23 protein-coding genes and 1 tRNA gene are annotated in these 23138 nt (G+C 63.6%); 6 read left to right on the top strand and 18 right to left on the bottom strand.

The genetic code is table 11. From position 1 onward, the window contains the following. The first annotated feature begins 57 nt into the window (after positions 1-57). On the top strand, positions 58-858 hold the full coding sequence (locus AC56LU_RS00515; RefSeq protein ID WP_497173633.1) for a Crp/Fnr family transcriptional regulator: 801 nt from the start codon (positions 58-60) through the stop codon (positions 856-858). On the opposite strand, the gene AC56LU_RS00510 is transcribed toward AC56LU_RS00515, so the two are convergent. From AC56LU_RS00510 to AC56LU_RS00460, 11 genes are all read right to left on the bottom strand, one after another. Beyond that, positions 855-2396 (bottom strand): CHASE3 domain-containing protein, encoded by a 1542-nt coding sequence (locus AC56LU_RS00510; RefSeq protein ID WP_497173632.1) that lies wholly within the window; start codon positions 2394-2396, stop codon positions 855-857. The genes AC56LU_RS00515 and AC56LU_RS00510 overlap by 4 nt on opposite strands. A 273-nt stretch (positions 2397-2669) precedes the next feature. Continuing rightward, positions 2670-3302, bottom strand: coding sequence for a response regulator (locus AC56LU_RS00505; protein ID WP_091873377.1), 633 nt, complete (start codon positions 3300-3302; stop codon positions 2670-2672). Between the two features lie 199 nt (positions 3303-3501). Further along, a complete protein-coding gene (locus tag AC56LU_RS00500) occupies positions 3502-3918 on the bottom strand; it encodes a MerR family transcriptional regulator (protein ID WP_497173631.1) in 417 nt (138 codons plus the stop codon). Positions 3919-3936: 18 nt separating this feature from the next. After that, positions 3937-4281 carry an integration host factor subunit alpha gene (locus AC56LU_RS00495; RefSeq protein ID WP_497174195.1) on the bottom strand — a complete coding sequence of 115 codons (345 nt, stop codon included), beginning with the start codon at positions 4279-4281 and terminating at the stop codon, positions 3937-3939. A gap of 167 nt (positions 4282-4448) precedes the next feature. Then, entirely contained in the window at positions 4449-6875 is a 2427-nt protein-coding gene (pheT, locus tag AC56LU_RS00490; RefSeq protein WP_497173630.1) for a phenylalanine--tRNA ligase subunit beta, read from the bottom strand. Positions 6876-7043: 168 nt separating this feature from the next. After that, positions 7044-8060, bottom strand: coding sequence for a phenylalanine--tRNA ligase subunit alpha (gene pheS, locus AC56LU_RS00485; RefSeq protein ID WP_497173629.1), 1017 nt, complete (start codon positions 8058-8060; stop codon positions 7044-7046). 129 nt (positions 8061-8189) lie between these two features. Next, the gene (gene rplT / locus AC56LU_RS00480; protein WP_497173628.1) at positions 8190-8549 is read right to left on the bottom strand and encodes a 50S ribosomal protein L20; all 360 of its coding nucleotides are present in this window, start codon (positions 8547-8549) and stop codon (positions 8190-8192) included. A gap of 30 nt (positions 8550-8579) precedes the next feature. Continuing rightward, complete coding sequence (gene rpmI, locus AC56LU_RS00475; RefSeq protein ID WP_026354218.1) at positions 8580-8777, bottom strand: 50S ribosomal protein L35; 198 nt, start codon at positions 8775-8777, stop codon at positions 8580-8582. A gap of 294 nt (positions 8778-9071) precedes the next feature. Then, positions 9072-9593, bottom strand: coding sequence for a translation initiation factor IF-3 (infC, locus tag AC56LU_RS00470; protein ID WP_497174194.1), 522 nt, complete (start codon positions 9591-9593; stop codon positions 9072-9074). 67 nt (positions 9594-9660) lie between these two features. After that, a complete protein-coding gene (thrS, locus tag AC56LU_RS00465) occupies positions 9661-11571 on the bottom strand; it encodes a threonine--tRNA ligase (RefSeq protein ID WP_497173627.1) in 1911 nt (636 codons plus the stop codon). A 212-nt stretch (positions 11572-11783) separates the two neighbouring features. Further along, positions 11784-11860 (bottom strand) — tRNA-Val (locus AC56LU_RS00460). 134 nt (positions 11861-11994) lie between these two features. Between AC56LU_RS00460 and AC56LU_RS00455 the strand changes: the two genes are divergently transcribed. After that, positions 11995-12924, top strand: coding sequence for a cation diffusion facilitator family transporter (locus tag AC56LU_RS00455; RefSeq protein WP_497173626.1), 930 nt, complete (start codon positions 11995-11997; stop codon positions 12922-12924). A gap of 80 nt (positions 12925-13004) precedes the next feature. Continuing rightward, positions 13005-13961 carry an NAD(P)/FAD-dependent oxidoreductase gene (locus AC56LU_RS00450; RefSeq protein WP_497173625.1) on the top strand — a complete coding sequence of 319 codons (957 nt, stop codon included), beginning with the start codon at positions 13005-13007 and terminating at the stop codon, positions 13959-13961. On the opposite strand, the gene AC56LU_RS00445 is transcribed toward AC56LU_RS00450, so the two are convergent. The 6 genes from AC56LU_RS00445 to AC56LU_RS00420 are packed head-to-tail and all read right to left on the bottom strand — an operon-like array spanning position 13958 to position 19904. Further along, on the bottom strand, positions 13958-14593 hold the full coding sequence (locus AC56LU_RS00445; RefSeq protein WP_497173624.1) for a hypothetical protein: 636 nt from the start codon (positions 14591-14593) through the stop codon (positions 13958-13960). The two genes, AC56LU_RS00450 and AC56LU_RS00445, sit on opposite strands and share 4 nt — an antisense overlap. After that, positions 14590-15537 carry an MlaD family protein gene (locus tag AC56LU_RS00440; protein WP_497173623.1) on the bottom strand — a complete coding sequence of 316 codons (948 nt, stop codon included), beginning with the start codon at positions 15535-15537 and terminating at the stop codon, positions 14590-14592. Before AC56LU_RS00440 ends, AC56LU_RS00445 begins: the two co-directional genes overlap by 4 nt. 17 nt (positions 15538-15554) lie before the next feature. Further along, complete coding sequence (locus AC56LU_RS00435; RefSeq protein ID WP_497173622.1) at positions 15555-16361, bottom strand: MlaE family ABC transporter permease; 807 nt, start codon at positions 16359-16361, stop codon at positions 15555-15557. A 14-nt stretch (positions 16362-16375) separates the two neighbouring features. Next, positions 16376-18628: a RelA/SpoT family protein gene (locus tag AC56LU_RS00430; protein ID WP_497173621.1), complete on the bottom strand. Its 2253-nt coding sequence runs from the start codon at positions 18626-18628 to the stop codon at positions 16376-16378. Positions 18629-18642: 14 nt separating this feature from the next. Continuing rightward, on the bottom strand, positions 18643-18993 hold the full coding sequence (locus AC56LU_RS00425; protein WP_497173620.1) for a RidA family protein: 351 nt from the start codon (positions 18991-18993) through the stop codon (positions 18643-18645). A 32-nt stretch (positions 18994-19025) separates the two neighbouring features. Further along, positions 19026-19904, bottom strand: a complete 879-nt coding sequence (locus AC56LU_RS00420) for an alpha/beta fold hydrolase (protein WP_497173619.1) — start codon at positions 19902-19904, stop codon at positions 19026-19028. A gap of 138 nt (positions 19905-20042) precedes the next feature. On the opposite strand from AC56LU_RS00420, the gene AC56LU_RS00415 reads away from it, so the two are divergent. Continuing rightward, the gene (locus AC56LU_RS00415) at positions 20043-20837 is read left to right on the top strand and encodes a 3-hydroxybutyrate dehydrogenase (RefSeq protein WP_497173618.1); all 795 of its coding nucleotides are present in this window, start codon (positions 20043-20045) and stop codon (positions 20835-20837) included. Positions 20838-20844: 7 nt separating this feature from the next. Continuing rightward, positions 20845-21225, top strand: a complete 381-nt coding sequence (locus AC56LU_RS00410; protein ID WP_497173617.1) for a hypothetical protein — start codon at positions 20845-20847, stop codon at positions 21223-21225. Positions 21226-21244: 19 nt separating this feature from the next. On the opposite strand, the gene AC56LU_RS00405 is transcribed toward AC56LU_RS00410, so the two are convergent. Then, positions 21245-22528, bottom strand: coding sequence for a hypothetical protein (locus tag AC56LU_RS00405; protein WP_497173616.1), 1284 nt, complete (start codon positions 22526-22528; stop codon positions 21245-21247). A 204-nt stretch (positions 22529-22732) separates the two neighbouring features. Here AC56LU_RS00405 and AC56LU_RS00400 point away from each other — a divergent pair, with 204 nt between their 5' ends. Continuing rightward, complete coding sequence (locus AC56LU_RS00400; protein WP_497173615.1) at positions 22733-23026, top strand: hypothetical protein; 294 nt, start codon at positions 22733-22735, stop codon at positions 23024-23026. The last annotated feature ends 112 nt before the right edge of the window (positions 23027-23138 follow it).

Below are 23138 nucleotides of genomic sequence, written 5' to 3'. Positions count from 1 at the left end.
GAGGAAACAAAAACAGACAATCGCACCCGACGCATGTTAGAGATAAGAGGACAGAAAATGAACAACACTCAACTTGGTGGTACGCAGAAAGTGCAACACAAGATCCCAGCCACGAGTGAGACTGTGAAAGCCGCGTCCCGCCCCGTTGTCAGCTACAGCGGCACCCAGCAGAACGAACTGCTCGGCGCCCTGCCCCGCCAAGACCTGGAAGCCCTGTTCGAGCAACTGGAACTGGTTCCCCTGCCATTCGGCAAAGAGTTGTTCGAGTATGGCAGTAAATTGGAATACGTGTATTTCCCGACCACGGCAATCGTGTCGCTGCTGTATGTGATGGAAGATGGCGCCACCACCGAGATCGCGGTGGTCGGCCACGAAGGCGCGGTCGGCGTGTCGCTGTTCATGGGCGAGCGCGCCACCTGCAGCGCCGTCGTCCAGAGCGCAGGCTACGGCTACCGCCTGAAGACCCAGTTCCTGCGTGACGCCTTCAACAAGGGCGGCGCACTGCCGCAACTCTTGATGCGCTACACCAACGCGCTGTTCGCCCAGATGGCCCAGAACGCCGTCGGCGGCCGCCACAGCTCGATCGAACAGAAACTGTGCCGCTGGCTGCTCGACCGCCTGGACCGTTCTGCCAGCAACGAGCTGAAGGTGACCCAGGAACTGATTTCGATCATGCTGGGTGTGCGCCGCGAAAGCATCACCGCTGCCGCCGGCAAGCTGCAGGACGAAGGCCTGATCCAGTACCGCCGCGGCAACATCACCGTCCTCGACCGTGCAGGCCTGGAAGAATACGCCGGCGAATGCTACAAGGTCGCCAAGTCGGAGTACGACCGCCTGCTGATGGACGTGGCCCGTTAAGAGCTGACCGAACTGGCCGGACTGGCCGGCGCCCCATCGGGCGCCTTGCCGGACCCGGTTGACGAAGCAATCTCCAGCGCCGTCCCCTTCGCCAGGGACGGCGTTGTCGTATCCGGGCACTCGAGGATCGTCGGCGCGGCGGGCGTTCCTTCCGTGCCCGGCGCAGCCAGCGGGATCCAGGCGCGCACGCAGGTGCCGACGCCATTCACGCCGCGCGCCACGTTCAGGGTCCCGCCCAGCAGCAATGCGCGTTCACGCATGCCCAGCAGGCCGTGCGATTTGGACTTGGCCATTGCATCGGCCGGAATGCCGATGCCGTCGTCGGTGATTTCCAGATCCCAGCCATCCGGTTCGCGCGTCAGGTTGACGATCACGGTGCGCGCCTGGGCGTACTTGGCGATGTTGTTCAGGGCTTCCTGGGTAATGCGGAACAGCGCGATCGCCTGCATCGGGCCGGCACGGTCGGACTCGGTATCGACCAGGGCGTCGCAGTCGAGCGCGGTGACGCGCGCGTAGTCGGCGCAATAACTCTGCAGCGCCGCCGACAGGCCCATATTGTCGAGCAGGCTCGGGCGCAGGTTCTCGATGATGCGGCGCTTGAGCTGCACGGTGTCGACCAGGGTCTTGCGGGCCCGGCCCAGCATCGACACCAGTTCCGGATGCGAGCCCTTGAGCTGTTCGCTGACGCTCGTGATGTCCATGCCGATCGCGGTCAGATTGGCGCCCATCTCGTCGTGCAGCTCGCGCGCCAGCCGCGACTTTTCTTCTTCCTGCACCCGGATCAGGTGGCGCGACAGCACCGACAACTGCTCGGTGCGCTCGGCCACGACGGCTTCCAGGTTGTCGTTGGTCCGTTGCAGCGCGTGCTCGGCTTCCAGGCGCAGGCCGAAACTGCGCCGCACCAGGTTATGGAACAGCAGGATCACGAGAATCGCCAGGGCATTGATGCCGACCCCGGACAGCACCGTGCGGCGCGACTGCTCGTAAAAGGCTGCGGTGCGGCTGGCCAGCAGTTCGTTCTGCTCGCGCGCCATGATCACGACCTGCAGGCGGATTTCGTCCATCTGGCCGCGCTCGTCGGCCGCGGCGGAAATGGCGACGATGTCGACCAATCCACCCTGGCGGTAGACCTCGAGCGACTGGTGCATCAGGGCCAGCTTGCGCTGCACGAGCGTGCGCAGCTGGACCAGGTTTCTCGTTTGCGAGGGGCTGTCGGCAAGCAGCACGCCGAGGGCGCGTACCTGGGCGTCGATCTGCTGCGGGGCCGCACGCAGCGCACCCAGGTTGACTTCGGAACCGGACAGGAAATAGCCGCGCAAGCCGCTTTCGGCATCGGTCACCAGCAGGTTCAGGTACTGAAGCTCGTCGGTGACGCGGGCGGTCTGGGCCTGCAGCCCATTGGCCGAGCGCAGGTCGTCGAGGTTACGGATCAGGAAGACCGCGTTGACGACCAGGATGACCACACAGGCCACGCACAACAGGGACTTTGAGAGCGGCAGGCCGCGCAGGCGCTTGCCGTCGAAGGCGGAAAAATACATGGGCTTCCTTTCGCGCAACAAATGCCGTCCGCGCCGATTATAGTCGCGTTAGCGCGACAGTGCAGCGGAGGACGGTACCCGGACCATGGTCACGCGGATGCTGGGTGGCCGACATGCGCCAGTGTGCGCGTATACGCGGCCGTATGCAATACAAAGTGTGGCATACGCCCAGGAAATTTTGTAACGATTGGAAATATTTGGTGCGCTGTGGCACGACGCGAGAGTGCGTCCAGGAAAGGAGCGGGCGCCGGACCGGCGCCGCGGTGCTGCAGATTAGTCCAGCAAATTGTTCTTCATGGCGTAATAGGTCAGGTCGCTGTTCGACTGCAGGCCCATCTTTTCCATGATGCGGGTGCGGTAGGTGGACACAGTCTTGATCGACAGGGACAGTGCATTGCCGATATCGGACACGGTCGCGCCCTTGGCCAGGCGCAGGAAGACCTGGAACTCGCGATCGGACAGCTCGGTGTGCAGTGCCGTGTTCGGGTCGCGGTCGAAGCTCTGGGCAAGCAGTTCGCCGACGGTCGAGCTCACGTAGCGGCGGCCCTGGAACACGGTGCGCACCGCGGTCTTGAGCTCGTCGGCTTCGCATTCCTTGTTCAGGTAGCCGTTGGCGCCCATCTTGAACAGGTTCAGCGCGTACTGCTGCGCCGGGTAGCCGGACAGGATCAGCACCGGCAGGTTTGGCTGACCCTGGCGGATAGTGCGCAGGATATCGATGCCACTCTGGTCGGGCATAGCGATGTCGAGCAGAAGCACGTCGCAGATTTCGCGACGTGCGATGTCGAGGGCTTCGCGCCCGGTAGCGCCTTCGGCGACAACTTCGAAGTCGCCCGACGACGAGAAAATCTGTTTGAACCCTGCTCGAACTATTTGGTGATCGTCACAAATGGCAACGCGTATCATTGTCTTCCCTTATATTTTCCCTTTGCAGGAAAGTGCCGGGTCCGTTCATACGTCCCGGCTTGCATGCGTTGATGTCAGCATGACCGCAGGTGACATTCTATCACTATGGCGCGGGGCATCAACAGCGCACAGTTGCTGAGCTCGGCACAAAGAAATCGGCCGGAATTCGGTGCGCCGGAGGATGCCGCCGGCGCTGGCGTCAGGCGACGTTGCCGGGCGCGCCGGTTCCCTGTTTGAGCAATGCCAGGATCTCCATCAACTCGCTACGTACATGCCCAATGTCGACCGTTGGTGCGGCTGGCACCGGCTCGATCTCGGGTGCATCCGCCATCTCATGGCCGCGGCCGTCGAGGCGGTTGCGCGCACCGCTGATGGTGAAGCCTTGCTCGTAGAGCAATTCGCGTATACGGCGGATCAACAGCACTTCGTGGTGCTGGTAATAGCGACGGTTACCTCGACGTTTGACCGGCTTTAGCTGGGTAAATTCCTGCTCCCAGTAGCGCAGTACATGCGGTTTGACGCCGCACAAATCGCTCACTTCACCGATCGTGAAATAGCGCTTCGCCGGGATCATCGGCAGCACAATAGGCTCAGGCTTGTTCGGTCGTTCGCTCATCGCTTATCTACGTAGTACTCAAGCAGCGCGGGCCAGCGAGTTGCTTGGAGGACTGGTCTCCTCGACCATTCCTTTGAGCTTCTGACTAGCGTGGAAAGTCACGACGCGCCGCGCCGTGATGGGGATCTCCTCCCCCGTTTTCGGGTTGCGGCCGGGCCGCTGCGGCTTGTCGCGCAACTGGAAGTTACCGAAGCCGGACAGCTTGACGGCCTCGCCACGCTCGAGGGCGTTGCGAATTTCGTCAAAGAAGGTTTCGACCATGTCCTTGGCTTCGCGCTTGTTCAGGCCGACCTGCTCGAACAGCAGCTCGGCCAGCTCGGCCTTGGTGAGGGTCGGTAAATCCTTCTCTGCGTCCTTCCGCATCCGCGCGACCTGCGTCGCATGATGCAGATCGGCCGTCAGTGCTTCCTGGAACACGGCCGAGTCAACGTCGTTGTTATTAATTTTGAAGCCCTACCTTCAAGAAACGATGTTTTGGAACGATATGAAGGCCAACCGAAGTACCCGCGTAGAGCACTCCGGCAAGCACATCATGCACGCAGCTTTGCGCCGACTTTTTCTTGTGCCGCACGGGCCAGGGCCGCCATGATGGCGTCCACGGCATCGTCTTGCAGCGTCGATTGAGTATCTTGCAAGCCAAAGCGGAAAGCAAGGCTTTTTTCATCCGTCTCGAGACCCTTGCCGCGGTATTCATCAAACAAAACAACGGCTTGCACGATGTTTCCGCCAGGATTGCTGGCCACTTCGGCGTGGAAGCAATCGAGCACTTCCTGGGCCGAAACGCCCTGCCCCACCACCAGCGCGAGGTCGCGGGTGGCGCCGGGGAACTTCGAGATCTCCGTGTACGACGGCAGGGCGCGACGGCGCAGCGTCTCGGCATCGACTTCGAACACGACCGGCGCCTGCGGCAGGTCGTATTTCTGCAGCCAGCGCGGGTGCAGCTCACCGATGAAACCGATTTGCTTGCCGTCGAGTTCGACGAAGGCGCTGCGGCCCGGGTGCAGCGCCGGGTGCTCGCCCTTGACGAAGCGCAGGACGGCCGGGGCGAACAGCGCCTCGAGATCGGCCTTGGCGTCGAAGAAGTCGACTGCACGGGTCTTCTCGCCCCACTGCTCGTCATTGGCCGGGCCGTAGGCGATGGCGGCGACGCGCTTGGGCTGGTCGAAACCGGCGATCGACAGCGGGCCGTCGACGGCATCCGGATTGCGCTTGAAGACCGCGCCGACTTCGAACACGCGCACGCGGCCGGCCTTGCGGTTGACGTTGTAGCGCACGTTGGCCAGCAGGCTGCCCACCAGGTTCGAACGCATCACGCTCAGCTGGCTGGCGATCGGGTTCTGCAGGCGGATCGGATCGGCGTTCGCCGCGAAATCCTGCTCCCACTGCGCTTCCACGAAGCTCATGTTGACGACTTCCTGGTAGCCGAGATCGGCCAGCTGGTGGCGGATCGCGAACAGCGAGCGGGTATTTTCCGGCTCGATCAGCATCGCGGACGGCGCGACCGGCGGACGGGTCGGGATGTTCTCGAAGCCGTACACGCGCGCGACTTCCTCGATCAGGTCTTCCTCGATCTCGATGTCGAAGCGGTAGGACGGCGAGGTCACATGAAACACGCCCGCATCGAAGGTGAACGGCAGCTGCAGGCGCGTGAAGGTGTCGGCCACGACCTCGTCGGTGAGCGGTACACCGATCACCTTCGCGGCGCGCGCGGTGCGCATGGCCACGGGCTGGCGCTGCGGCAGGTTCACGGCCTGGTCGTCGACCGGGCCCACTTTGGTCTCGGGCGTGCCGCAGATCTCGACGATCAGCGCCGTGATGCGCTCGATGTGCTCGACCGTGGTCGCGTAGTCCACCCCGCGCTCGAAGCGGTGCGCGGCGTCGGTCGAGAAGTTGTATTTGCGGGCACGGCCCTGGATGGCGTTCGGCCACCAGAATGCGGCTTCCAGGTAGATGTCGGTGGTGTCGAGCGTGACGGCGGTGGAATCGCCGCCCATGATGCCGGCCAGCGATTCGATCTCTTTATCATCGGCGATCACGCCGACCCACTCGTCGACTTCGATGGTGTTGCCGTTCAGGAGCTTCAGCTGCTCGCCCTTCCGGCCCCAACGCACGTCCAGGCCGCCGTGGATCTTGTTCATGTCGAACACGTGCGAAGGACGGCCGACTTCCAGCATGACGTAGTTCGAGATATCGACCAGGGCGGACACCGACCGCTGGCCGCTGCGCTCGAGGCGCTGCTTCATCCAGTCGGGCGTCGCGGCGCGCGCGTTCAGGCCGCGGATGACGCGGCCCGAGAAACGGCCGCACAGGTCCGGAGCCGAGATTGTTACGGGCAGGACTTCATCGGTGCTGACTGTCACCTGCTTCGTGGTCGGCACGTGCAGCGGCGCGCCGGTCAGGGCGGCTACTTCCCGCGCCACGCCCAGCACCGACAGGCAATCGGCCTTGTTCGGAGTCAGCTTGATGGTGAACTTCAGGTCGTCCAGGCCCAGGTAGTCGCGGATATCGGCGCCGACCGGCGCATCAAGCGGCAGCTCCATCAGGCCGTTGCTCTCTTCGCTGATCTTGAGTTCCTTGGCCGAGCACATCATGCCCTGCGACTCGACGCCGCGCAGCTTGCCGACCTTGATCGCGAAGGGCTTGCCGTCGGCGCCCGGCGGCAGCACGGCGCCGGCCTTGGCGCAGATCGCCTTCATGCCCGCGCGCACGTTCGGCGCGCCGCAGACGATGTTCAGCAGGGTGCCGGTGCCCACGTCCACCTGGCAGACGTTGAGGCGGTCTGCGTCAGGGTGCTTGGCGACTTCCTTGACTTCGGCCACCACCACGTTGGTAAACGGCGGCGCGACCGGTTCGACTTCCTCGACCTCGAGGCCGGACATCGTCAGCAGGTGGGACAGCTCATCCGAAGTCATCTTCGGATCGACCATGGAACGGAGCCAGTTTTCGGAGAATTGCATATCTTTGCCTTGTCCTGCTTATCTTATTATGGGATTAGCACCACTCAAATGAGCCTCAGAAACCGTAGCGAGCGGCCGCAGTTTCGGTAGAGAAGCGCAGCTGTACGTGAGTACAGCGAGCATCGCAGACCGAAACTGCAACGCGCAGTAGGTTTATGAGACTCATTTTTAATTAAATTGCTTCAGGAATCGTAAGTCGCCTTCGTAGAACAGGCGCAGGTCGTTGATCCCGTAACGCAACATGGTCAGGCGCTCGAGGCCGGAGCCGAACGCGAAACCGATGAACTTTTCCGGGTCCAGGCCAAAATTGCGCACGACGGTTGGATGGACCTGGCCGGCGCCCGACACTTCGAGCCAGCGGCCCTTGAGCGGACCGGAGCCGAAGGCGATATCGATCTCGGCGGACGGTTCGGTGAACGGAAAGTAGGACGGACGGAAGCGCACCTGCAGGTCGTCGGTCTCGAAGAAGGCCTTGACGAAGTTAAGGTACACGCCCTTCAGGTCGGCGAACGAAATGTCTTCGCCGATCCACAGGCCTTCGACCTGGTGGAACATCGGCGAGTGGGTGGCGTCGCTGTCGACGCGGTAGGTACGGCCCGGCGCGATCACCTTGATCGGCGGCGTATGGGTGCGCGCATAGCGCACCTGCATCGGGCTGGTGTGGGTGCGCAGCAGCAGCGGTTTGCCGGTACTGTCATTGCCTTCGATGTAGAAGGTGTCCTGCATCGAACGGGCCGGGTGGTTTTCCGGGCTGTTCAGTGCGGTGAAATTGGTCCAGTCGGTTTCGATCTCGGGGCCGTCGGCCACGTCGAAGCCGATCGAACGGAAGATCTGCTCGACGCGCTCCCAGGTGCGCATCACCGGGTGGATGCCGCCTTTGGCGCGGCCGCGGCCCGGCAGGGTCACGTCGATGGCCTCCAAGTTCAGGCGCGCTTCGAGCTGGGCGTTGGCCAGGGCGTCGCGGCGGGCGGTCAAGGCGCTTTCGATTTTTTCTTTTGCGGCGTTGATCAGGGCGCCCTGCGCCTTGCGCGCGTCCGGGTCGAGCTTGCCCAGGCCCTTCATCAGATCGGTGATCTGCCCGGTCTTGCCCAGGTATTTGGCTTTTGCATTTTCGAGCGCGGCGGCGTCAGGAGCGGCGGTGAAGTCAGCCTGGGCCGAGACGACGAGTTCTTCCAGCGTATGCATGCTTGTTCTTTTCCTGTTTGTCGATGGCAGGAGCCATAATTAAAAGCGGGGCACAGCTTATTCAACCGTGCCCCGCTCTTTTTGCACCCCTGTTGCCAGAGGCGCTGATCTTGCCAGCAGACTGACTGATTAGGCAGCCAGCTTGGCCTTGGCAGCGGTGACAATCGCGGCAAATGCCGGCTTGTCATGCACAGCCATGTCGGCCAGGACTTTACGGTCCAGTTCAATTCCGGACTTCTTCAGGCCGTTCATGAAGGCGCTGTAGGTCATGCCGTGCGAACGCGAAGCCGCGTTGATACGGGTGATCCACAGTGCGCGGAAGACGCGCTTCTTGTTGCGGCGATCGCGGTATGCGTACTGGCCGGCGCGCATGACTGCTTGCTTGGCAATACGGAATACTTTGCTGCGGCGACCACGGTAGCCTTTAGCAAGGGCAAGAACTTTCTTGTGACGGGCACGTGCAGTAACCCCACGTTTTACTCGAGGCATAGTAGCTCCCTTAGTAGATGATTAGTGAGATTAAGCAGATGGCATCATGCGGTAGACGCTGGTCACGTCCGACGCATTGATGTTACGGGTGCCGCGCAGTTGACGCTTGTTCTTGGTGGTCTTCTTGGTCAGGATGTGACGCTTGAACGCCATACCCGACTTGACGGTACCACCCGGACGCACGCGAAAACGCTTCTTCGCGGAGCTTTTGGTTTTCATTTTTGGCATAGTCATCTGCCCTTTTATGGACAGCCTCTATACGACAGGATTGCAGGTGGCGGCAACGCCGCTCTTGAATGCCTGCTTTCACTTGTCTTGCAGCCGACGCCACTACTTGCCGACTACAACCTGCTTTTGAAAAACAGGAACCGCAGATGATAGCACAGGTTTGCGGGGAATTGTTGGGGCGGGATGGTTTGTCGGCCGGATGCGGCGCGGACCGCACAAACGAACACGGGCCGGATCCGGGTGCAGCCTGCGCTGGCACCCGGATCCGGCCCGGCAAATCTGACTGCGCGAAGATTACTTCTTCTTCTTCGGCGCAACGATCATGATCATCTGGCGACCCTCGAGCTTCGGGAACTGCTCGACCTGGCCGACTTCTTCCAGGTCGCCGCGCAGGCGCTCGAGCATGCGCATGCCGATGTCCTGGTGCGCCATTTCGCGGCCGCGGAAGCGCAGCGTGATCTTGGTCTTGTCGCCCTCTTCCAGGAACTTGATGAGGTTGCGCAGCTTGATGCTGTAGTCGCCTTCATCGGTACCCGGACGGAACTTGACTTCCTTGACCTGGATGATCTTCTGCTTCAGCTTGGCTTCGTGCGCCTTCTTCTGCTCGGAGTACTTGAACTTGCCGTAATCCATCAGGCGGCAGACCGGCGGAACCGCGTTCGGCGCGATTTCGACCAGGTCGACGTTCTTTTCTTCGGCCAGGCGGAACGCTTCCGCCAGGGTCACGATGCCCAGCGGTTCGTTTTCCACACCGTTCAGGCGCATTTCGGGATGGGTAATCTCGCCGTTGATGCGATTCTGTTTGTCAGTAGCTATGTTGTTTCCTTTGAAAGTATGAAAGTAGACCGGCGCTTAGTGTAGCGGATTATTGCTTACTTCGCGCTTACTTCGTCTTGGCGGCGATTTCGCCCACAAGACGCTCCACGAGCTCGTCGACCGGCATCACGCCGAGGTCGACATTGCCGCGGGCACGCACGGCCACGGTATTTGCTTCACGTTCTTTATCGCCAACAACCAAAATGTAAGGCAGTTTTTGGACAGAATGCTCACGAATTTTATAAGTAATCTTCTCGTTTCGCAAATCAGCGTGAACACGCACGCCGGCCGCGCGCAACTTTGCCTCGACCTGCTTGACGTAGTCGGCCTGCGCATCCGAGATGTTCAGCACAGCAACCTGGACCGGGGCCAGCCACAGCGGCAGTGCGCCGGCGTAGTTTTCGATCAGGATGCCGATGAAACGTTCCATCGACCCGACGATTGCACGGTGCAGCATCACCGGCACCTTGCGGGTGTTGTCTTCGGCGACATATTCCGCACCCAGGCGGCCCGGCATCGAGAAGTCGACCTGCATGGTGCCGACCTGCCATGGGCGACCCAGGCTGTCCTTCAGGTGGTATTCGATCTTCGGGCCATAGAAGGCGCCCTCGCCCGGCAGCTCGGTCCATTCCACGCCGCAGGCGCGCAGCGCCGAACGCAGCGCGTCTTCCGCTTCGTCCCACACTTCGTCGGTGCCGATGCGGCTGTCCGGCCTCAAGGCCAGCTTGACGTCGATGTTGTTGAAGCCGAAATCGTCGTACACCTGCATCGCCTGCGCGTGGAAGGCGGTCACTTCCGCCTCGATCTGCTCTTCGGTGCAGAAGATGTGGCCGTCGTCCTGGGTGAAGCCGCGCACGCGCATGATGCCATGCAGCGCGCCCGAGGATTCGTTGCGGTGGCACTGGCCGAATTCGCCGTAGCGCAGCGGCAGGTCGCGGTAGCTCTTCATGCCCGAGTTATAGATCTGCACGTGGCCCGGGCAATTCATCGGCTTGAGCGCGTAAGAACGGTTCTCCGAATCGGTGGTGAACATGTTTTCGCGATAGTTGTCCCAGTGGCCAGTCTTCTGCCACAGGGTCACGTCCAGGATCTGCGGCGCCTTGACTTCGTCGTAGCCGTTCACCTGGTACTTCTTGCGCATGTACTGCTCGACCTGCTGCCACACGGTCCAGCCCTTCGGGTGCCAGAAGATCAGGCCCGGCGCCTCGTCCTGGAAGTGGAACAGGTCGAGTTGCTTGCCGATCTTACGGTGATCGCGCTTCTCGGCTTCTTCCAGCATGTGCAGGTATTGCTCCTGGTCTTCCTTCTTGGTCCAGGCGGTGCCGTACACGCGCTGCAGCATCTCGTTCTTGGAGTCGCCGCGCCAGTAGGCGCCGGCCAGCTTCATCAGCTTGAAGACCTTGAGGCGCCCGGTCGAGGGCACGTGCGGGCCGCGGCACAGGTCGGTGAAACCGCCCTGCGAGTACAGCGACACGTCCTCGCCCGCCGGGATCGAGGCGATGATCTCGGCCTTGTAGGCTTCGCCGATCGACTTGAAGTAGCTCACGGCTTCGTCGCGCGGCAGCACCTTGCGGGTGACCGGCTCGTCCTTCTTGGCGAGCTCTGCCATCTTCTTCTCGATCGCCGCCAGGTCGTCCGGGGTGAACGGGCGCTTGTACGAGAAATCGTAGTAGAAGCCGTTCTCGATGACCGGGCCGATGGTGACTTGCGCTTCCGGGAACAGCTCCTTGACGGCGTGGGCCAGCAGGTGGGCGGTCGAGTGGCGGATGACTTCCAGGCCGTCCGGGTCGCGGTCGGTGACGATCGCCAGGTCGGCGTCGGACTCGATCAGGAACGAGGTGTCGACCACCTTGCCGTCGACCTTGCCGGCGAGCGCGGCCTTGGCCAGGCTCGGCGCGATGTTCTGGGCAACCTGGGCGACGGTGACGGGGCCGTCGAACTGACGGCTGGAGCCATCGGGAAGTCGAACGTTGAGCATGCTGTTCTCCAATCGGGCGCTGGGCGCCGGTAAGTAGGAAGATGTTGAAAACTGCGAGAATTCTGAAGACGAAAAAAAACGCGCACCAGGCGCGTTTTCTTCAGTGTGTCGAGCAAAAGAACACCATACCGCGTCTAGCGATTCCCCCACAACCGAGTCGTAGTTCGCGGTGTCATAACCGATGATGCCTTTCTCGCTCTTACTAGATGTTCTGGTGGGCGGTGCAGAATTCGAATCTGCGACCCCTTGGATGTCGACCAAGTATTCTAACCAGCTGAACTAACCGCCCGATGCCCGCATTATAGGGAAGGCACACGCCTTAAGCAAGGCTTGTCACGGAAAAAGTTTCCTGGCGAGCCTGCTGGCGACCGCGAACAGCGTTTGCTTTACACTGGGGCCTTGTCTAAAACGCCACGCAAAACGATGCCAGCCGACCGCGCCGCGCCCTCTTCCGACCACCTGCACGCCCACCTCGACGGCGACGCCAGCCACACCCATACCGTCGAGGGGCGCAGCGGGGCGACGCTGGCCTTCGCGCTCGGCCTGACCCTGCTGTTCGCCGTCATCGAAGTGGTCACCGGTTTCATCTCGAACTCGCTGGCGCTGATCTCCGACGCCGGCCACATGGTCACCGATGCCGCCGCGCTCGGCCTGGCGCTGATGGCGCAGGCGATCGCCAGGCGCCCGCCATCGAGCCGCCACTCCTTCGGCTTCGTGCGCGCCGAGGCGCTGGCGGCGTTCGTGAACTGCCTGGCGATGCTGGCGCTGGTGGCCTGGATCGCCTCGGAAGCCGTGCAGCGCCTGCTGAAGCCCGAAGACGTGCAAGGCGGCGTGGTGCTGGTGGTGGCCGCCATCGGCGCCTGCATCAACCTGCTGGTGGCCTGGCTCCTGTCGCGCGACAACCAGAGCATCAACACCCGGGCCGCGCTGGTCAACGTGATGGGCGACCTGCTCGGCTCGCTGGCGGCGATCGCCTCCGGCGCCATCATCTACTTCACCGGCTGGGTGCGGGTCGACCCGATCCTGTCGATCTTCGTGGCCCTGCTGATCCTGCGCTCGACCAGCGGCATCCTGCGCGAGTCCTACCACTTCCTGATGGAGGGCGTGCCGCACGCAATCGACTACCTCGAGGTCGGCGCCGACCTCAAGGGTGTAGAGGGCGTGCTCGACGTGCACGACCTGCACGTGTGGGATATGTCGCCCGGCCACCCTGCCCTGATCGGTCACCTGGAGATCGCCAGCCTGGAGCGGTGGCCGGCGGTGCTGGCGGACGTGCGCGCCATGCTGCGCGAAAAGCACGGCATCGACCACGTCACCCTGCAGCCGGAGGCGGCCGGGGGCAAGTCGCTATGACCGCGCTGTAAGCGCCCTCTTACCTGGCCTGGGCCCGCGCGCCGATACGCGCACGCAGCCGCGGGCAGCATAATCCACCCATGGACTGCAACCGTACCGTATTCGACACCCTCATCATCGGCGGCGGCCCGGCCGGGCTGACCGCCGCCGTTTATCTGCGCCGCTTCACGCGCCACATTGCCCTGGTCGACAAGGGCAACAGCCGCCTGTCCTGGATTCCCGTCTCGCACAATTATCCCGGCTTCCCGGAAGGGATCAACGGCGTGCTGCTGCTCGAGAGCCTGCGCGCCCAGCTCGCCAACTATGGTGGCAGCGTGATGCAGGGCGAGATCCTCGACCTGCGGCTGGAGGACGGCGTGTTCGTCGCCGATTACGCGGCGCCCGACGGCGGCGAACCCTGCCAGATCCGGGCCCTGACGGTGCTGCTGGCCACCGGCGTGGCCGACGCCGGCATGCCGGTCGAGCGCTGGGACGAAGCGGTGCGCAGCGGCGCGGTACGCCTGTGCCCGGTGTGCGACGGCTGGGACGTGATGGACAAGCGCATCGGCGTCGTCACCTCCGAAGTCAACCCGGTCGGCCACGCCCTGTTCATGCGCACCTTCAGCGCCGACGTGCTGCTGTTCGAGCGCGGGCCGGAATCGACCCTGAACGACGAAGAGCGCCAGCAGCTCGCCGCCGCCAACGTGCGCCTCGTCGATTCGCCGCTGGTCGGCGTCACCATGAGCGACGACATGAAGCCGGTGCTGCACACCAAGGATGGCGAAGACTACCTCTGCGACGTGTTCTACCCGATGCTGGGCGAAAGCGCGCGCTCCGACCTGGCAAGCGGGCTGGGCGCCGAGACGGTGGAGTGCGACAAGCTGCTGGTGGACGACCACTGCCGCACCACGGTGCCGGGCCTGTTCGCGGTAGGCGACGTCACACGCGGGTTGAACCAGATCGCGGTGGCGACCGGCCAGGCGGCGCTGGCGGCCACCACCATTCACAATATGCTGCCGTGGGCGTTGCGGCCTGCGGCGGAGCCGGTGCTTCCTTAGCCGGCTTGTCCGGATGCCAGCGCCACCCGGCGCCGGATCCGCTGCACCTCCTGCACATCCCCTGCCGCCTCGGCGCGTTGCGCCTGTACGGCCAGCCAGGCCAGCAGCGGTCGGCGCCAGCCCTGGTTCGAGGCGGTGTCGATCGCATGATTGATGCCGTCCGGCGTGATGCGCCCGGCCTTGAACGAAGCGCCGGCCGCGACCAGCCGTGCAAGCGGATCGCCCACGGCCGCGACCTGGCCGGTGGCAAGCACTGGACGGTGCTGCTCGGGCAGCAGCCCCGCGTTCAGGCCCTGCCAGCGGCCATACAGGTAGTCTGCATAGGCACGCTGCTCGGCCGTCGCCTCCTGCGCCAGCGTCGCATAGCCAGGGCAATCGTCGAAGTCGAGGCTGGCCACCTGGGCCGCGCAGCGCACCAGTTCAACCTGGGCGACGTAGTCGGGACGGCCGGTGCTGGTGGTGGCCGTGCGCGCGCTGCGGAACTGCGCAGCCGCGGCGGCGGTATGCCCCTTCAGGTAGTCCTCCACCGAGCCGTCGAGGGCGCCTTTGGCATCGGACTGCCAGTCGGGCGGCAAGGGCTTGCTGGCGCAGCCGGCCAACAGCGCGAACAGGAAGATGGCGGGAACTCTCATGGCAGCTTGATCTCCTCGTTCTTGCGCGCGAAAGGCCACTTCCGGTTGATCTCGTCGACCAGGCGGTTCACCTTGCGCAGGCTGGCGTCGACCTCGCCGCGCAGCGCGCCCAGGTCTTGCGTGGCCACGCGTGCATTGGCGCCGACCGCCTGGGCCTCGACCAGCACCGCATCGACCTTCTTCAGGGTGGCGCTGGCGTCCTGCAGCACCACGTGCAGCTGGCGCATCGCGACCTGGGCGTCGTCCATGACCCCGTCCTTGCCGTACACGCGCTGCTCGGTCTTGCCGAGCAGCGAGTTGATGCGGTCCAGCGCCTCGCGCAGCTTGCGCGCCTCGGCATCGCCGCCCATCACCCCGCCCAGCACCCCGCCCGGCCCGTTCATGCGGCCGGTGACCGTGCTGATGTTGGCCAGGCTGGCGTTGATGTCCGAGTCGGTGGCGGTCATGGTCTCGAGGTTTTCCAGCAGCGAACGGGCGGTGGCGACGATGCGCGGAATCTCGGCCGACACGTCGCCGCGCAGCACCGTGCGGGTAGCGCCCGGCGGCAGCGGCGGGTCGGTGAGCAAACCGGTGAAGGCGCGCAGGCGGGTCTCGCCGACGATGCTCGACTCCAGCGTGAACACGCTCGAGGTGCGCAACCACTTGGCGTCCTTGCTGGTCACGTCGACCAGGATGCGTACCTTGCCTTCGGGGGACAGCTCGACCTGGCTGACGCGCCCGATCGGGAAGCCGGCGAAGGTCATGTCCATGCCGGGGATGACGCCGGACGAATCGTCGGCCTCCAGCACCAGGCGCTGGGTCGGCTCGAACACGCCGCGCGCATGCATCACGTAGCCGATGAAGGCGGCGACCAGGATGCCGATCGCCGCCAGCAGGATCATCGCCTTGAGTTCGACGTGCTGGGGTTCAGCTTGATTCTGTTCGTCCGGCAAGGGTGGAGTCATGGTGTCCTGTTCTTTTTCTAGATGTATTTGAGTGCCAGCGAAGCCGCCTCGATCACCAGCAGCACGAACAGCAGGCGCAGCGCGCCGGGCTGCACGGTGACGTTCACGCGGCGCGGATAGCGCTGCAGCTCGAGGATGGCGGCGGTCGGAATCAGCGCCACGGCCAGGCCGAACAGCACGGTCTTGAGCACGAAGCCGATCGTCACCGCGGGCGTGAACACGCGGCCGACGGTGCGGGTGTAGTCCTGCACACCCCAGGGCAGGAGACCGTAGACGTTCAGGTAGGCCAGCACCAGCACGATGACGCTGGCGACCATCGCCAGGCTGAGCACCCCGAAGGCGTTGGCCAGCAGCTGCGGCACCATGTCGCGCCGCATGCGGCGCAGGGCCTCGTCGTTGGCGGCCTGCGCCGACATGCCGGCGCGCGCCAGGCCCAGGGCCGAGGCGTCGAAGGCCATGCTGGCGCGCAGCGCCACGAACATGGCGGCAGAGAGAGGAATCAGCTCGAGGACCAGCACCCGCACCACCATCTCCAGGGCGAAGTGCGACAGGCCGTAGCTCTTGGCCGTGACCAGCACGATGCGGATGATGACCAGGCTGATCAGGCTTGCCGCCAGCGAGAACCAGGGCAGCACCTGCCAGGCGCTGGCGTGGATGTGGCGGGCGGCGGCGAGCCGGTTCTCGCGGTTATAGGTCGAGGGCGACAGGGCCATCACGATGGCGACCGCACCCAGGTGCACCATGTACCACCAGCTGCGCAGGTAGCGTGCGACCGCGTAGCCCCACAGGCTGGGTCTGGCGTAGAGGTGGAGGGTTCGGCGCATGGTGTCGTGTCGGCTCACTGGCGCCGCGCCTCCATCACCCCTTTTACTTCGCCAATCGCCGCCAAGGCCTTGTTCAGCTGCCCGGTAGATCCGATCTCGGCCGTGAACACCATGCGCGCCTGCCCCTTCGCGCTTTGCGTGTTCACACCGATCACATTGATCTTCTCGCGCATGAACACGTCCGAGATGTCGCGCAGCAGGCCCTGGCGGTCCATCGCCAGGATGAACAGGTCGACCGGATACACCGTCTCCAGCCCGGCCGAACCCCACTCGGTCTGAATCACCCGTTCCGGCGCCTTGGCGCGCATCTCGGCGAAGTTCTTGCAGCTGAGGCGGTGGATCGAGACGCCCTTGCCGCGCGTAACAAAACCGCAGATCGGGTCGGGCGGGGCCGGTTTGCAGCACTTGGCCAGCATCGTCATCAGGCCTTCGGTGCCCACCACCAGCACCCCCGACTTGGCGCCCTGCTCCACGCTCGAGGCGCGGCTCTTGTAGACCACGGCCTCGTCGACCGGGGGCGGCGCTTCCACCTCGTCGTGCAGGGCCGCTTCCACGTGGCGCAGGCTGAACTTCTCCTTGCCCACCTGGATGAACAGTTCGTCCACCTTGGCGAAGCCCAGCTTGTGCGCCAGCGCTTCCAGGTTGACCGCGGTCTTGCCCTCGCGCTGCAGCGATTTTTCCACCAGCGCGCGGCCCTGGGCCAGGGTCTCGGCCTGTTCCTGCGCGTGGAACCACGCGCGGATTTTCGAGCGGGTGCGGCTGCTGACCGTGTAGCCGGGGCTGAGCCAGTCGCGCGACGGTCCCTGGCTGCCGGCCGGGCCCTTGGCGGTGATGATCTCGCAGGTCTGTCCGTTCTTCAGGGGCGTATTCAGGGGCACCATCACGCCGTCGATCTTGGCGCCGCGGCAGCGCTGCCCCACCTCGCTGTGCAGGTGGTAGGCGAAATCGATCGGTGTCGCGCCCTGCGGCAGCTCGATCACGCGCGCCTGCGGGGTCAGCACGAAGATGCGGTCGTCCAGCGTGGCCGCCTTGAGCTTCTCGACCCATTCCTTCTGCAGTTCTTCCTGGCCCGTGACGACGTCGGCGACGTCGCTCTTCCAGGCCAGCAGCTGGCGCAGCCAGGCGATCTTCTCGTCGTACTGCTGGCTCTTGAAGTTCGACCCGCCCTCTTCCTTGTAGCGCCAGTGGGCGGCGACGCCATACTCGGCGAAGTTGTGCATCTCCTGGGTGCGGATCTGCACTTCCAGCGGCCGCCCGTCCTCGGCGGTGACGACCGTGTGCAGCGACTGGTAGCCGTTCGGCTTCGGGCGCGAGATGTAGTCGTCGAATTCCTTCGGGATCGGGGTCCAGATGTTGTGGACGATGCCGAGCACCGTGTAGCAGGTCTTGACGTCCGGGACGATCACGCGGAAAGCGCGCACGTCGTACAGCGCGGAGAAGTCGAGCTCCTTGCCGCGCATCTTGTTCCAGATGCTGTAGATGTGCTTCGGCCGCCCCGAGACTTCGGCCTTGATGCCGGCGTCATGCAGCTCGGCCTGCAGGCGCGCGATCGACGACTCCACGAAGCCTTCGCGCTGCATGCGTTTTTCTTCTAACATCCTGGCGATGCGCTTGTAGGTATCGGGCTCGATGAAGCGGAAGGACAGGTCTTCCAGCTCCCATTTCAGCTGCCAGATGCCGAGCCGGTTGGCCAGCGGCGCGTAGAAGTCGAGCACCTCGCGGCCATAGGCGCGGGTGACGTCGTCGAAGCGCTTCTGTTCGGCGAAATAACGCAGGCTGGCGGCGCAGGAGGCCAGGCGCATCAGCACCACGCGCATGTCCGAGGCCATCGCCAGCAGCATCTTGCGCAGGGTTTCCACCTGTGCGGCGGCCTGCTGGGCCGCGTTCTTGCCCGCAGTTTTCCCGCCTGCGACCGGCTCCTTGCCGGCGGTGAGGTCGCGCAGCTTGACCAGCTGGTACACGCCCTGCACCAGATCGGATACTTCCTTGCCGAAGCGTTCCTCGAGCGCGCCGGCGACCGCCGGGTCCATCATCGCCAGCTCGCACAGCAGGCCGGCGATGCGCGTCTCGGCATCGGTGCTCAGGTAAGACAGCGTGCCGGCCACGCCGAGCGAGAACTCGAACGCGTTCTGGCCGGTGCCGGCCACGCGCTCGCCGTACATCTCGCTGGCGTAGTCGAGCGCGGCCTGGACCCGCGCGCAGTCTTCCACGCCGAGCCCCTGGACCAGCTGGGTGCTGGCGTCACCCAATAATGCGGTTGATACCATCTAGATGAACGACCTCAACGCAATGCGGCGGTGATGCAGACCTCGACCAGGCATGCGGGATTGGCCAGCTTGGCTTCCACGGTGGCGCGCGGCGGGGTGTGGCCCTGCGGCACCCACTCATCCCAGACGGTGTTCATGCCGGCGAATAACGCCATGTCCGCGATGTAGATCTGGCACATCAGGACGCACGACTTGTCGCTGCCGGCTTCGTTCAGCAGGCGGTCGACATGCGCCAGCACTTCGCGCATCTGGCCTTCGATCCCCTGGGTGGTGTCTTCGGCGATCTGGCCGGCCAGGTAGATGGTGTCGTTGTGGATGGCGACTTCGGAGAGGCGCTTGCCTACGTGGATTCGTTTGATTTCCATAGCTGCTTTCTGATAAAAACTGGCGGATTCCCTCAGGGCCCGCCGACTAAAAATTCTCGTGCGATCGCGATCTGGTCTGGCCGTACGAAGGTGGGCGCATGGCCCACGCCCGGGATCTCGACCAACCGCGGCTTCGGTCCGCGTGCGCACATCTCCAACGCCGTCTCGCGCGACAGCAGGTCGGACTGCTCGCCGCGCACCAGCAGGGTCGGGCAGTGGATCGCATCCCAGGCCGACCACAATGCCACCTGGTCGCCCGCCGCGCGTTCCGGCGTGATGGCGCGGAAGGGCTGGGCCAGGCCCAGGTCGTAGTGGCGCACCCACTGGCCGCCCGGCTCCTGGCGCAGCACGTCGTTCGCCAGCTTGAACCATTCTTCATCGCTGTGCGGGCCGAAGGACATCGACACCGCCTTCACGTAGGCCGCACCGGTATCGAAATCCGGGAAGCGGATGTCCTGGCCGATGTACTCGCCGATGCGCGCCACAGCGCCCTGGTCGAGCACGGGGCCGATGTCGTTGATGACCAGTTTGCGCACCGGGGTCTCGTCGAGCGAGGCCAGCATCATGCCGATCAGGCCGCCCATCGAGGTGCCGAACCAGTCGACCCCTGGGTCGTCTTCAGTGACACGCGCAATCAGGGTCACCATGTCGGCCACGTACTGCGGCACCGTGTAGTGCTCGGGATCGCGCAGGCGGCCAGAGCGGCCGCGGCCGACCACGTCCGGGCACACCACACGGTATTCGTCGCACAGGGCGCGCGCCAAGTGATCGAAATCGTCGGCCACGCGGGTGACGCCATGCACGCACACCAGCACCTTCGGGTTGAGCGGGTCGCCCCACTCCTTGTACGCCATCCGGTGCAGGCCGGCGGGCGAACTGCACTGCACGCTTTTTAACCTGGCTTCACTCATCGCCTGCTCCGTCATGACAATATTGTTCGTTCGGCTGGGTTTCTACTTCAGCAATGCAGCATTTTACTTGGCATTGCTATTAGAATTCTACCAATTCTGAGGAAGCACCCCGATTACTCCCCCAAACTAGAGGACGCCATGAAAACCAATATGCTCAGCGGTAAAACAGCACTCGTCACCGGTTCCACCTCGGGCATCGGCCTCGGCATCGCCCGTTCGCTGGCGGAACAGGGCGCCAACATCGTGTTCAACGGCTTCGGCGACGCACAGCAGATCGAAAAACTGTATACGGATCTCGGCGCGGAATTCGCCGTGCAGACCGCCTACCACAACGCCGACATGAGCAAGCCGGCGGAGATCGAGGCCATGATGCAGTTCGCGCTTGATAAGTTCGGCGGCGTCGACATCCTGGTCAACAATGCCGGCATCCAGCACGTGGCCACCGTGGACGAGTTCCCGGCCGATAAATGGGATGCGATCATCGCGATCAACCTGACCTCGGCCTTTCACACCAGCCGCCTGGCCCTGCCCGGCATGAAGCAGAAGAACTGGGGCCGCATCATCAACCTGGCCTCGGTGCACGGCCTGGTCGGCTCGGCGGGCAAGTCGGCCTACGTCGCCGCCAAGCACGGCCTGGTGGGCCTGACCAAGGTCACCGCGCTGGAAAACGCGCAGACTGGGGTCACCTGCAACGCGATCTGCCCTGGCTGGGTCTTGACGCCACTGGTGCAGAAGCAGGTGGACGACCGCGCCGCCCGCGACGGACTCTCGAACGACGCGGCCAAGAAAGCACTGCTGAGCGAGAAGCAGCCCTCCGGCGAATTCGTCACGCCGGAAGAACTGGGCGCGCTGGCGGTGTTCTTCTGCTCGCCCGCCGGCGACCAGGTGCGCGGCGTGGCATGGAACATGGACGGCGGCTGGGCCGCACAATAAGGCGGCCATGACACAGCATCTCGACGACGGCGCGCTGCAGGATGCCTGCCGCGACCTGGCCCGGGTCGTGCTGGCCGCCGGCCAGCCGCAAGTCTCGAACGACATCCTCGAGACCCTGGCCGACCGCTTCCACCGCGAGGTCGTCGATTTCGCGCCCGGCATCGCCCGCGCCGGACGCGATCCGAATTTGTTGACCCGCGCGGTGTACTACCTGATCGACGCCCATGCCCTGCCCCTCATGGGCACCGACATGGCGTGGTTCCGCCAGACACTGGTGTGCCTGGTCGAGCTGGCCGCGCCGGGGATTGCGCTGTCCGAACAGGGCGGCGCCTTCCTGCGCGACGTGCAGCTTGGCGTCGCGCAGTCGCTCGGCGACCTGGAGGGCTGACGCGAGCGGTCCAGCCTCGTCAGCGCAAGCTGCTGGCCACGCGCGGCGAGGACAGCAGCTCCTTGAAGGCGGCCCAGCGCTGCGCGCGTGCGGTGTCGGGGTCTTTTGAGGTGGCCTGGCGCTGGATATACGCTCGCACCAGGTCCGCACCCAGGTTGTAATTGATGACATAGCTCCGATTGGCGTCGTAGAACGACACTCTCTGCGCTGCTTTCTCGGGCGGGTATAACTGCACGTTCACCAGCCACTCGATGGTTTGCTCCTTGTTCCACTTTCCTTCAAGGTAGTGCATGGCGGCGTCGTTATCCGCGTAACTGAGTTTGGCGGTCAGTTTGCGCAACTGTGCGTATTGATCTGCCAGCGCAGGATCGATGCCGGCGATCGGGTATAGCACCGCTTTTTCAAATGCCAGGCGCTCCGCATCGCTGAACGCCATGTCGATGCCGACATTGGCGGTGCCTTCGGCGATCAGCGACATCGGCGAATACAGCGGATACACGCTGAATTCCGTCCATTTCTTGTCATTGACCAGCGTCTTTTCCAGGAGCGCGTTATACGCATGGTGGCCGGGATAACCCTCATGGCAACCCAGGTCGACGGCGCGGTCCAGGTAGATCGGGAACTCGGTATTAATCTGAATCAGGCTCTGGGAACCACCCTTGTACCAGTTGTAGCCACTCCAGGGTTTATTGGTGACGAATTCGAGCACGAAGTTTTCATCGGCCGGCAAGCTGATGTACTTGGCCGAACGTTCGCGGCAAGCCTTGATGGCCGCGTCGAATACCGGCTTGAGCTTGTCCTTCGGGATGGCAAACTTGCTGCGATATGCCATTAGCCGCTCGCTGACCGTGCCGCTGCCGGGCAGCATCTTGTCGATCTGCCTGACGATGCGCGTGTAGTAAGCGCGGTCATGATGCGGCGACACCGCGTCATACAGCCGCCTGCTTTCATCGTCGAACTTGAACGTTTTACCGCCCAACATATCCACGCGGGTGAGCATGGACTGCAGCTGCTTACTCAGGAATGCGATGCGCAGGGCCTCGCTCGCGTCGCGCGCGCGCTGGGGCGCCAGTTCACTGAGCGCCTGTTCGATCCCGGCACGGATTGCCGGTAAATCCTGACGGTCCCTGGTCACTTGCTCTTGCAGTTGCGGCGAGCCGTAATAGGCGTCCACGTAGGCGGGATCATGCACGCCGATGGCGAGTACGAGCTTGACGTAACGCTCAGCGACGTCCTGGACGGTGGCGGCAAAAGCGCTGCCGGCAAACGCCATGGCAGCAGCGGCAATCAGAAATTTTTTCATGGTGGCCTGTCGAATTGATCACTCGAGCTTGCCATTATCCATGGGATAGTCCTTCGCAAACGTTCTCAAAATAATAAATTTGTTCGGCCAGGCGCGGCAACCGGGTTGGCAAATCCGCATCTTGATTGGAATTCAACTGAGACATTTTGTCTGATTGTATGGGAATGGCATTTCAGTAGAATGCCTTCAACGTACAGCAACACCATGCAGGCATGGCTTCGCCGGCGTTTTCTCCTCTTTCACCTGCATTGGTTCAACATCATGGATTGGTTCCCTATCGTCGCCGGCACGTTCAAGGTTCTCGCCTTATGCACGGGCATGTTCTTCGCCATCAAGTGGCATTACGATCAAGGCCAGAAAGGGAAGGAGACGGATGGGCGCGCAGTGCTGCGCGCGGCCGGCAAGGTGGCCGCCGTCTTCGCGGTATCGCTCCTGGCCCTGGGGCTCCTCACCTTCATCCTGATCAGGCAGCTGGGGCTGGACTGGACCTTCCCATGACATGTTCGCGGCCCTGGCCGGCCTGGCCCAGGCTATTCCCGCACCACGCTGCGGAAATATCACGCGATACACAAACCACATATCGGGGCCGAGATATAAGGCCTGCGGATAT

The organism is Telluria sp. PB2R4 (genome assembly GCF_059685695.1).
The sequence above is the reverse complement of the archived record's forward strand: the minus strand, read 5'-3'. Positions and strand labels throughout refer to the sequence as shown.